This window comes from Nocardioides sp. J54 (genome assembly GCF_000519005.1).
Lineage (GTDB): Bacteria > Actinomycetota > Actinomycetes > Propionibacteriales > Nocardioidaceae > Nocardioides.
The window spans coordinates 169,437-180,340 of sequence record NZ_JAER01000004.1 but is presented as its reverse complement, the minus strand read 5'-3'; the positions used below and the strand labels follow the sequence as shown (position 1 = coordinate 180,340).

Here is a 10,904-nt window from a genome sequence, read left to right as displayed (position 1 = left end):
TGCGAGAGGCGCGCCGCGCCGCCGCCGTGGACGTGACGACCGACCGGGGACCGGTCTGGGGGGTCTCGGAGCGGTCCGGCGGGGCGGCGCCCTCTCCTCCCCGACGCCGCAGGGCGTCCCCGTGCGCCGGGTCCCCGGTGCTCCGGTCGGGTTTCGGCCACGGGCGTCGGGTAGAAACGTCCTGTGCCCCCACCGTCCCTGCCGTCCGAACCCGCGCCCGGGACGCGGATCGGTCGGTTCCTGCTGCTCGAGCAGCTGGGCCAGGGCGGGATGGGCGTCGTCTTCCGGGCCCGCGAGGAGAACCTGGGCCGCGAGGTCGCCCTCAAGGTCATCGCACCGCTCTTCGCCCACGACCCGGAGTTCCGGGAGCGGTTCACCCGGGAAGCCCGTGCGCAGGCGTCGCTGGAGTCCGCGCACGTCGTCGCGGTCTACGCGCACGGCGAGGAGGACGGCTACCTCTACATCGCCACGCAGCTGATCCCCGGTGGTGACCTCGGCGAGCTGATCCGCAGCCAGGGGCCGCCCAGCCTGGTCGAGGCGCTCGAGCTGATCGAGCAGGTCGCCAGCGGGCTCTCCGACGCCCACGACGCCGGCCTGGTGCACCGCGACATCAAGCCCGGCAACGTGCTGGTACGACGCCGGGCCGGTGCGATGCGCGCCTACCTGGCCGACTTCGGCATCGCCCGGCGGATGAACGCCGACGCCACCCGGTTCAGCACCACCGCGGCCGGCACCCCGTCCTACATGGCGCCGGAGCTCCACGGCGGTGCGATGGCAGGTCCCTCGAGCGACATCTACGCGCTCGGGTGCGTGCTCTGGGTGGCGCTCACCGGTGCGCCTCCCTACCGCGGGATGTCGGAGTACCAGCTGGTCGCGGCGCACGTGCGCGAACCGGTGCCGCAGCTCGGCGGCGACAGCGCGATGGTGCACGCGACCAACCGGATCCTGCGCACGGCGATGGCCAAGGACCCCGCGGACCGCTACCAGTCCGCCGCCGAGATGGGAGCCGACCTGCAGGCCGCGCTGCGACTGCCGGCCACCCCCGGCGCCGCCGTCCCGCAGGGCCCGGGCACGACCGCCCTGCGGCCCGTGGCGCGTGCGACCGGCCAGCGGCCCACCGGCCAGCGGCCGACCGGCCAGCGGCCGACCCCGGCGGCGCCGCCCGCGGTGCCCGGGTCGCCCAGCCCCGTGCCGGCCCCGAGTCCGGCCCCGAGTCCGGCCCCGGCACCGGCCGCCAGCCCAGGCCCCGGCCGCAGCCCGACCCCGCCGCCGTCGTACCTCCTCGGCACGCCGACGCAGGGGCCGTCCGGGCAGCGGCGCGGCAGCCGGCGGTGGTGGGTCGCCGGAGGGGTGGCCGCGGCGCTCGCCCTCGCCGGCGGCATCGGCGCGGCGCTGCTCACCGGCGGAGACGACCCGGACGACCCCGAGGACGACTTCCTGTCCCTGGAGCCGACCGCGATCCTGCAGGCCGCCGAGAAGGACATGGCCGTGGTGCGCACCGCCCGGATCCGCGGCACCTTCGGCGACGGCACCGACACCCTCACCGTCGACGTCGTCGCCACCACCCGCGGCGACTGCCAGGGCACGATGACGTCCGCGGCCGCTGGGGGCACCGCGGAGCTGCTGCGCGTCGGGGGGACCGTCTACATCCGCGCCGACCGCGCGTTCTGGAACGCCAGCAGCGACGACCCGGCCACGACCACCCTGCTGCTGACGGTGATCGGCGACCGCTGGGTGGAGGAGGAGTCCCTCGTCGAGAGCACCGAGTCCTTCTGCGACCTCGACGAGTTCCTCGAGCGCGACGGCCGTGAGGGGGCCACGGCGACCCGGGTCGGCACGGGCACGGTCAACGGTGAGTCGACCGTGCGCATCGAGCAGACGGAGGGCCCGAACCGTGAGGTCCTCGACGTGCGCGTCGCCGAGCCGCACTACCTGATGCGGGTCGAGGAGAGCGAGGTCGACTCCTTCGAGTTCTCCGAGTTCGACGAGGACGTGGAGATCACGAAGCCCGCCACCGACGAGGTGTTCGCGCTGCAGGAGTACCTCGACAAGATCGAGAAGGGCCTCGGGTCCCTGCCGGGAGCCGACCCGAGCGACGACCCGTCGGACGGGTCCTCCGAGTAGCCGCTCGGGCAGCGGGCCCCGGCCGGGCCGTCGACGTCAGGCGTTCTCGCGGCGGAAGACCGCGGTGCCCCACCACACGGCGAGGGCGAACAGCGCCACGGTCCAGCCGACGCCCCACAGCATCGAGCCGTCGAAGTCGCCGAAGAAGGACGCGCGGACCGCGTCGACCACGTGCTTGATCGGCATGAAGTCGCTGAGCCGCTCGAGCCAGTCGGCGCCGAAGCTCATCGGCAGCAGGATCCCGCTGAGCAGCAGGACCGGCATCATCACGACGTTGATGATGGGCGCCATCACGTCCTCGCTCTTGGTGGTGAGCGCGAGGGCGTTGGACGCCGCTGCGCAGGCGCCGCCGAGCATCAGGGTCAGCACCACGCCGACGACGATGCCGCCGAACGAGGTCTCCATGCCCATGACCAGGCCGAGCCCGACCAGGATCACCGCCTGCACGAACAGCTGCGCCAGGTCGCGGTAGAGCCGGCCGAGGAGCAGCGCGGAGCGGTGCGCGGGGGTGACCCGCTCGGCCTCGATGACGCCCTCGCGCCACTCGCCGATGAGGGAGAAGCCGGCGAAGAACGCCCCGAAGATGCCGAGCTGGACGAGCATGCCGGGCACGAACCACGTGTAGTGGTTGCCGCCGAGCTGCTCGATGACCGGCTTGAGCAGCGGGCCGAAGAGCAGCAGGTAGAGGACCGGCTGCAGCATGCCGATGATCACCCACGCGGGGTTGCGCAGGTTCATCCGCAGCTGGCGGTTGAAGACGATCCACGACTCGCGGAGCAGGGTGGTCATCGGTCAGGCTCCTTCGGCGGTGGCCGCGGGTACGGCGGTGGTGGCGCCCGGCTCGGCCTCGGCCGCCGCCTCGGCGTCGCGCAGCGAGCGGCCGGTGAGGGTGAGGAAGACGTCGTCCAGGGTGGGCCGGACGACCTCGATCGACTCGAGGGTGACGCCCGACGCCTCGAGGTCGCGCAGCAGGCCGGGCACCGCCTTGCCGGCGCGACTGACCCGGCCGCGGACGTGGCGGCCGTCCACCTCGAGGTCGCTGCTGATCGAGGCGAGCCGGTCGCGGGCGACGGCGACCTGCTCGGCGCCCCCGACCTCGAGGTCGACGAGGTCGCCGGCCACCGAGGCCTTGAGGCTGTCGGCGGTGTCGCTCGCGACGATCCGGCCCTGGTCGATGATGACGATACGGTCGGCCAGCGCGTCGGCCTCGTCGAGGTAGTGGGTGGTGAGGAAGACCGTCGCGCCCTCGCGGTCACGCAGGTCGGAGATGTGCTGCCACAGGTTGATCCGGGCCTGCGGGTCGAGGCCGGTCGTGGGCTCGTCGAGGAACACCAGCGACGGTGAGTGGATGAGCGCCATCGCGATGTCGAGGCGGCGCTTCTGGCCGCCGGACATGTTCTTCGGCATCCGGCGCCACAGCCCGTCCAGCTGGAGCTTGTCGAAGAGCTCCTGGCCCTTGGCGACGGCCGCCGAGCGTGACATCCCGTAGAGCATGCCGTGGTCGACGACCTCGTCACCGGCGTAGGCGCCGGAGAAGGTCGAGCCGACCTGCGAGCAGTAGCCGATGCTGCGCCGCACGTCGACCGACTGGGTCGCGACGTCGTAGCCCGCCACCGTCGCGGTGCCCGCCGTCGGCCTGAGCAGCGTGGTCAGCATCCGCAGCGTGGTGGTCTTCCCGGCGCCGTTGGGGCCCAGGAAGCCGACCACCTCGCCCTCGGCGACGTCGAGGTCGACGCCGCGCACGGCGTGCACCTCGCGCTTCTGCCTGCCCTTGCCGGTGTGGAAGGTCTGCACGAGTCCTCGTGCTCGGATCATCGTTCGTGTCCCCTCGTGGTCAACCTTGAACAAACACCATGTTCAAGGTTGAACACGGCGCTGTCAACCCGGAGCGCGGAGCGCGCCCCACGGGACCGACCGCACCACCGGCGCGGACTCATCGCAACCGGATATCGGGCCGGCGGGTGTGCGCCTCAGCGGCCGAGCAGCGCGCGGTAGCGCTCCCGGTCGGCGTTCATCTGCCAGCCCGGGTCGTCGTCCGCGGGTGCCCAGGCCATCGGCTCGTCGCGGAACGAGAGCTGCCCACTGCGCACGTCGTCGAGCAGCTCGACCAGCCAGGCCCGCTCGGCCCGGCCGCGCAGCAGCTGGAGCTCCATCGAGCGCAGGGCGTGCGGCGGCACGTCCGTCCGGCCCGGCGCGGTGACCCCCTCGAGGTGGGGGAGCAGGTCCTCCAGCGCCCGGAGCCGCTGCGCCAGGTGGCGTACGGCGGTGGGCCGGTCGACCAGCGGCAGCAGGCCCAGCGCGGCGTGGAACCCGACGCCGTCGTACAGGTCGACGGTGGTCAGCGAGACCTCGAGCAGCCGCTCGAGCTCGTGGCGCCCGGAGCCGGTGAGCTCGTAGACCGCCACCGGTCGCCCGCCGTCGACCAGGTCGTGGCGGACCAGGTGGCCCTGCTTGGTCAGCGTGGTGAGGCCGTTGTAGATCGACCCGGGGTTCACGTGCGCCCACTCGTCGACCTGCCACGACATCAGCTCGCGGCGGATCTGGTAGCCGTTGACCGGCTCGAACAGCGCGACCGCCCCGAGCAGCAGCATCCGGGTGTCGTGGGCGGCCATGGCCGGAGTCTATGAGCGTCGGCGGGAATGGCCGCCGACCGCTGGTGGTTGCGGCTGGTCGTGACCGCTCCCGCCGCTGCCCCCGTGACGCGTGCGAGTGTCGGGCTGCGCAGCGAGCGCGGACCGATCCTCGCCTCGGTCATGCTGAGCACCGCGCTGGTCGCGATCGACACGACGATCCTCGCGACCGCGGTGCCCGCCGTGGTCGAGGACCTCGGCGGGTTCACCCAGTTCCCGTGGCTGTTCTCGACCTACCTGCTCGCCCAGGCGGTCACCACCCCGATCTACGGCAAGCTCGCCGACGTCTTCGGCCGCAAGCCGCTGATGCTGCTGGGCATCGGGCTCTTCGTGCTCGGCTCGGTGCTGTGCGCCGTGGCGTGGAGCATGACCGCGCTGATCGTCTTCCGCGCGGTGCAGGGGCTCGGTGCCGGTGCGATCCAGCCCGCGGGCATCACGATCATGGGCGACATCTACTCGGTCGCCGAGCGCGCCGTCGCGCAGAGCTACGTCGCCGGCGTGTGGGCGACCGCCGCCGTCGTCGGCCCCACCCTGGGCGGGCTGTTCTCCGAGCACCTGTCGTGGCGCTGGATCTTCTGGATCAACCTGCCCCTCGGCCTGGTCGCCGCGCTCGTGCTGGCCCGCCGCTTCCACGAGGGTGCGGCCGCCGAGGCCCGCAAGGAGCGGCGCTCGCTGGACGTCGGCGGCGCGGTGCTCCTGGCGCTGGCCGCGCTGCTCGTCCTGATGGGCTTGCTCGAGGGCGGCATCCGCTGGGCGTGGTGGTCGCCTGCCGGTGTCGGGATCTTCGCCGGTGCCGCCGTCCTGCTCGCCGCCTTCGTCGCCGTCGAGCGCCGGGTCCCCGACCCGGTGCTGCCGCTGTGGGTGTTCCGCGACCGGGTGCTCAACTCCTCGACCGTCGGCGCGCTCGTGGTCGGCGTGCTGATGCTCGGCGTCACCTCCTACGTCCCCGTCTACGCCCAGCGCGTGCTCGGCGCCGGCGCCGTCGTGTCCGGCCTCGCCGTGGCCGCGCTCGCGATCGGCTGGCCGATCGCCGCCAGCTCCGCCGGCCGCTTCTACGTGCGCTGGGGCTTCCGGCCCTGCCTGCTCGCCGGTGCCCTCTTCGGCCTCGCCGGCACCGCCGTGGTGGCGTCGGTCGGCCCGGACAGCCCGGTGTGGCTGCTCGCCCTCGGCTGCCTGGTCCTCGGCCTGGGCCTCGGGTACGTCGCCAGCCCCGGCATCGTCGCGGCCCAGTCGGCGGTGTCGTGGCGCAACCGTGGCGTCGCGACCGGCACCAACATGTTCGCCCGCTCGGTCGGCAGCGCGGTCGGCGTCGCCGTCTTCGGTGCCATCGCCAACGGCGTCGTCGCCTCCCGCCTCGGTGGCGGCCAGGTCGCCGGCGACATCGACCTGGAGAGCCTCCCCGTCGACGTCCTCGACCCCGCCCTGCACGCCGTCTTCCTCGCCGTCCTGGCCACCTCCCTGCTCCTCGTCGTCTCCGGCCTGCTCATGCCCAAGCGCGTCGAGCCCGCCGCCGACTGACCGTCCTGCGCCCGACGAGGTGCGCCTTGTGGTTGCGCGGGGTGCGCCTTGTGGTTGCGCGGGGTGCGCCTTGTGGTTGCGCGAGGTGCGCGTCGTGGCTGCGCGAGGTGCGCCTCATGGCCGTCCGAGGTGCCGGTCGTGGTGGTGCCGCCACCGGTCCCGCGCCCACCCCGGACCCGCCCGGCGTTGTGCGCGACGACAACGACCGCGTATGTGACTCGCGAGTAGAGTCGCCGGCATGAAGCGTGAGATCTACGACGACGACCACGAGGCCTTCCGCGCATCCGTCAAGGAGTTCGTGGACCGGTCGGTCCTGCCGAACGTCGAGGAGCACATCGCCAACAAGGCGCTCCCTCGCGAGTTCTGGCTCGAGGCGGGCAAGCAGGGCCTCCTCGGCCTGAGCATCCCCGAGGAGTACGGCGGCGCGGACGCCGGCGACTTCCGGTTCAACGCCGTCCTGCAGGAGGAGCTCGCCAAGGTCGGCGCGGCGTACCCGACCTGCCATGGCATCCACGCCGACATCACGGTGCCCTACATCGTCGACCTGGGCACCGAGGAGCAGAAGCAGCGCTGGCTCCCGGGCTGCGCGTCGGGCGAGATCCTCACCGGCATCGGCATGACCGAGCCGTCGGGCGGCTCCGACCTCGCGGCGCTGAAGACCACGGCCGTGCGCGACGGCGACTCGTGGGTCATCAACGGGTCCAAGACCTTCATCACCAACGGCTACTCCGGCGACCTGTTCGTCACCGCCGTGCGCACCGACCCGGAGAAGGGCCCCAAGGGCATCACCCTCTTCGGCATCGAGGCGACCATGGAGGGCTTCTCGCGCGGGCGCAAGCTCGACAAGGTCGGCATGGAGGAGTCCGACACGGCCGAGCTGTTCTTCGAGAACGTGCGGGTCACCGACGCCGAGATCATCGGCGAGCTCAACATGGGCTTCATCCACATGATGCAGAAGCTGCCGCAGGAGCGCCTCGGCTGCGCGGTCGCCAACATCGCGCACGCCAAGCAGATCCTGCTCGAGACGATCGACTACGCCAAGGAGCGCAAGGCGTTCGGCGCCCCGATCGGCACCTTCCAGCACAACAAGTTCCTGCTGGCCGAGCTGGTCACCCGGATCGAGGCTGCGGAGGCGTACATCGACAAGTGCGTGCTCAACCACTCGCAGGGCACGCTCACCGCCATCGACGCCGCCAAGGCCAAGTGGTTCTCCAGCCAGGTGCAGTCCGAGGTCCTCGACCACTGCGTCCAGTTGCACGGCGGCTACGGCTTCATGAACGAGTACCGCGTCGCCCGCGCGTGGCGCGACGCCCGCGTCACGAAGATCTGGGCGGGCTCCAACGAGATCATGAAGGAGCTCATCGGCCGCGAGCTCGGCCTCTGACGATCCACCCCGAGAGCCCCTCCCGCGCCCGTCGTGGGAGGGGCTCTCGTCGTACCGGCCGGAAGGCGCTCGCATGAGTCCGGCCCGATCGGGGATCATGGAGGGGTGACCACGGAGACCCAGGCGGCGGACGGCGAGATCGGTCCGCACGAGGACGAACCCCACGAGCAGGGCCTCAACGACCGCCTCAACTGGCTGCGCGCCGGAGTCCTCGGCGCCAACGACGGCATCGTCTCGACCGCCGGCATCGTCCTCGGTGTCGCCGGCGCGACCACCGACCGCACGGCCATCCTCATCGCCGGTGTCGCGGGCGTGGTGGCCGGCGCGATGAGCATGGCGGCGGGCGAGTACGTCTCGGTCAGCACCCAGCGGGACTCCGAGGAGGCGCTGCTGGCCAAGGAGCGGCGCGAGCTGCGCGAGGACCCGGAGGACGAGCTCGCCGAGCTGGCGGGGCTGTACGTCGACAAGGGGCTCGAGCCGGACCTCGCGCTCGAGGTCGCGAAGCAGCTGACGGAGAAGGACGCGCTCGCGGCACACGCCGAGGTCGAGCTCGGCATCGACCCTGACGACCTCACCAGCCCGTGGACAGCGGCATGGGCGTCGATGGTCTCCTTCACCCTCGGCGCGCTGCTGCCGCTGCTGACCATCCTGCTCGTCACCCAGGACCACCGCGTCTGGGTGACCGTCGCGGCCGTCGCCGCAGCGCTCGCCCTGACCGGCTGGGCCAGCGCCCGCTTCGGGTACGGCGCCGTCCGGCCGGCCGTCATCCGCAACGTCCTCGGGGGCCTGCTCGCCATGGCTGTCACGCACGGGATCGGCCAGCTGCTCGGCACCCAGGTCTAGCGCCGGTGCGTGTCTTCACCGCGATCGTCCCGCCGGCGCACGCCGTCGAGCACCTCGACGGGTTCCTCGAGCCGCGGCGCGCCGCCGCCGGCTTCCGCTGGACGCGTCCGGAGCACCTGCACCTCACCCTGGCGTTCATGCCGGACGCCGCGGAGCACCGCGTCGACGAGTACGTCGACCGGCTGGTCGAGTCCCTCGACGACCTCGAGCCGGCCGACGTCGCCCTGGCCGGGCCGGTGGTCTTCCCGAACGTCGACCAGGCCCGCGTCCTCGCCACCGGCGTCACCGGCGCCACCGACCTCGTCGAGCGGCTCGCGGTCCGCGCCCGCAACGCCGCCGTCGCCTGCGGCATCGAGGTCGACGGCACCCGCTTCCGCCCGCACGTCACGATCGCCCGCACCGGCGGTCGGCCCACGGGGATGACCAGCTGGGTGCGGCTGCTGGAGTCCTACAGCGGCCCCGCGTGGCCGCTCGCGTCCGTCGAGGTCGTCGCCTCGCACCTGGGGGAGGGACCGCGCCGCACGCCGCGCTACGAGAGCCTGGCCCAGGTCCTGCTCTGAGCGATGAGTCCCGGGGGCAGCGCCGGGCTGTCCGGGCACACCCCCCGATGGACCAAGGAGGAGCCATGTCGTTCCAGGCCTACATCGACGCGATCGAGAAGAAGACCGGCCGCATCCCGCAGGAGCTCGTCGACGAGGCGCACGCCCGCGGCTACGGCCCCGACACCAAGGCCGGCGAGATCGTCGCCTGGCTCGCCGAGGACTACGGGCTCGGGCGCGGGCACGCCATGGCGCTCGTGCACGTGGTCAGGAACGGTCCGCAGATCAGCGACAAGCACGTCGGCTCGGGCGGCACGCACAGCGACCCGTCGGACATGCTGCGCCTCGACGGGATCGCGAACCGCACCACCTGACCCCCGGTACGACGAAGGGCCGGCCCGCCGCAGCGGGACCGGCCCCTCGTCGTACCCAGCGAGGTCAGTCGTCCAGGTGCCGGACGATCTCCTCGACCTTGTCCTTGGCGTCACCGAACAGCATCTGCGTGTTCTCGCGGAAGAACAGCGGGTTCTGCACGCCGGCGTAGCCCGCGGCCATGGAGCGCTTGAACACGATGACGTCGCGGGCGTTCCAGACCTCGAGCACCGGCATGCCGGCGATCGGCGAGGACGGGTCCTCCGACGCGGCCGGGTTGACCGTGTCGTTGGCGCCGATGACCAGCACGACGTCGGTCTCCGGGAAGTCGTCGTTGATCTCGTCCATCTCGAGCACGATGTCGTAGGGCAGCTTGGCCTCGGCCAGCAGCACGTTCATGTGCCCGGGCAGGCGGCCCGCGACCGGGTGGATGCCGAAGCGGACCTCGACGCCCCGGGCCCGCAGCTTCGCGGTCAGGTCGGCGACGGGGTACTGCGCCTGCGCGACCGCCATGCCGTAGCCCGGCGTGATCACGACCGACTTCGCCCCGGCCAGCAGCTCGGCTGCCGCGTCGGCCTGGATCTCGCGGTGCTCGCCGTAGTCCTTGTCGTCGCCGCTGGGGGCCTCGATGCCGAAGCCGCCGGCGATGACGGAGATGAACGAGCGGTTCATCGCCTTGCACATGATGTAGGACAGGTAGGCACCGGAGGAGCCGACGAGCGCACCGGTCACGATCAGCAGGTCGTTGCCGAGCAGGAAGCCCGACGCCGCCGCGGCCCAGCCGGAGTAGCTGTTCAGCATCGACACGACGACCGGCATGTCACCGCCGCCGATGGAGGCGACCAGGTGCCAGCCCAGCGCCAGCGCCAGCAGGGTGAGGACGCCCAGCAGGACGTCGGCAGTGGCGTTGTCGTGGGTGTCGAGCGAGACGTAGACCGCGGTCAGGACCGCGAACAGCACGAGGGAGCCGATGTTGATGAGGTTCTTGCCCGGCAGCATGAGCGGCGCGGACTTCATCTTCGCCGACAGCTTCAGGTTGGCGACGATCGAGCCGGTGAAGGTGACCGCACCGATGAAGATGCCGATGGCGACCTCGGCCTCGTGGATGTTGACGAGGCTGGGCATGCCCTCGTGGGAGCCGAGGATGTGGCCGTTCCAGCCGATCGCGACGGCCGCGAGGCCGACGAACGAGTGGAGCAGCGCGATCAGCTCGGGCATCCCGGTCATCTCGACGATGCGGGCGCGCCACAGGCCGATGACCGCACCGATCGCGACCGCGGCGAGCATCAGGGCGATGACCAGGCCCCGGTCGTCGACGTACTCGCTGACGTCGATGACGGTGGCGATGGTCGCGACCAGGGCGACGGCCATGCCGACCATGCCGTAGGTCAGGCCGCTCTTGGCCGACTCGTGCCGGGACAGGCCGGCGAGGGAGAGGATGAACAGCAGGGCAGCGACGAGGTACGCCGCACCGGTGATGGAGAAGATGTCCAT

The 10,904-nt window shown here is 72.1% G+C and carries 10 protein-coding genes; 6 read left to right on the top strand and 4 right to left on the bottom strand.

What is annotated here, in order from left to right; genetic code table 11:
* Window positions 1-183: 183 nt before the first annotated feature.
* Window positions 184-2,124: a serine/threonine-protein kinase gene (locus NOCJ54_RS28035; protein WP_051485472.1), complete on the top strand. Its 1,941-nt coding sequence runs from the start codon at window positions 184-186 to the stop codon at window positions 2,122-2,124.
* A 36-nt stretch (window positions 2,125-2,160) separates the two neighbouring features.
* Here NOCJ54_RS28035 and NOCJ54_RS0104550 read toward each other — a convergent pair whose 3' ends face one another.
* From NOCJ54_RS0104550 to NOCJ54_RS0104540, 3 genes are all read right to left on the bottom strand, one after another.
* Window positions 2,161-2,913, bottom strand: a complete 753-nt coding sequence (locus NOCJ54_RS0104550; protein ID WP_028654540.1) for an ABC transporter permease — start codon at window positions 2,911-2,913, stop codon at window positions 2,161-2,163.
* A gap of 3 nt (window positions 2,914-2,916) precedes the next feature.
* Complete coding sequence (locus NOCJ54_RS0104545) at window positions 2,917-3,939, bottom strand: ATP-binding cassette domain-containing protein (RefSeq protein WP_028654539.1); 1,023 nt, start codon at window positions 3,937-3,939, stop codon at window positions 2,917-2,919.
* Between the two features lie 155 nt (window positions 3,940-4,094).
* Complete coding sequence (locus NOCJ54_RS0104540) at window positions 4,095-4,736, bottom strand: PadR family transcriptional regulator (protein WP_028654538.1); 642 nt, start codon at window positions 4,734-4,736, stop codon at window positions 4,095-4,097.
* Window positions 4,737-4,763: 27 nt separating this feature from the next.
* Here NOCJ54_RS0104540 and NOCJ54_RS0104535 point away from each other — a divergent pair, with 27 nt between their 5' ends.
* The 5 genes from NOCJ54_RS0104535 to NOCJ54_RS0104515 all read left to right on the top strand — a co-directional run bounded on the left by NOCJ54_RS0104535 (window position 4,764) and on the right by NOCJ54_RS0104515 (window position 9,412).
* A complete protein-coding gene (locus NOCJ54_RS0104535; RefSeq protein ID WP_084254908.1) occupies window positions 4,764-6,272 on the top strand; it encodes an MDR family MFS transporter in 1,509 nt (502 codons plus the stop codon).
* Between the two features lie 238 nt (window positions 6,273-6,510).
* Window positions 6,511-7,656, top strand: coding sequence for an acyl-CoA dehydrogenase family protein (locus NOCJ54_RS0104530; RefSeq protein WP_028654536.1), 1,146 nt, complete (start codon window positions 6,511-6,513; stop codon window positions 7,654-7,656).
* Between the two features lie 105 nt (window positions 7,657-7,761).
* Window positions 7,762-8,499 carry a VIT1/CCC1 transporter family protein gene (locus NOCJ54_RS0104525; protein ID WP_232221673.1) on the top strand — a complete coding sequence of 246 codons (738 nt, stop codon included), beginning with the start codon at window positions 7,762-7,764 and terminating at the stop codon, window positions 8,497-8,499.
* 5 nt (window positions 8,500-8,504) lie between these two features.
* On the top strand, window positions 8,505-9,059 hold the full coding sequence (thpR, locus tag NOCJ54_RS0104520; protein ID WP_028654534.1) for an RNA 2',3'-cyclic phosphodiesterase: 555 nt from the start codon (window positions 8,505-8,507) through the stop codon (window positions 9,057-9,059).
* Window positions 9,060-9,124: 65 nt separating this feature from the next.
* Window positions 9,125-9,412, top strand: coding sequence for a DUF4287 domain-containing protein (locus tag NOCJ54_RS0104515; RefSeq protein ID WP_028654533.1), 288 nt, complete (start codon window positions 9,125-9,127; stop codon window positions 9,410-9,412).
* A gap of 64 nt (window positions 9,413-9,476) precedes the next feature.
* Here NOCJ54_RS0104515 and pntB read toward each other — a convergent pair whose 3' ends face one another.
* The gene (gene pntB / locus NOCJ54_RS0104510; RefSeq protein WP_028654532.1) at window positions 9,477-10,904 is read right to left on the bottom strand and encodes a Re/Si-specific NAD(P)(+) transhydrogenase subunit beta; all 1,428 of its coding nucleotides are present in this window, start codon (window positions 10,902-10,904) and stop codon (window positions 9,477-9,479) included.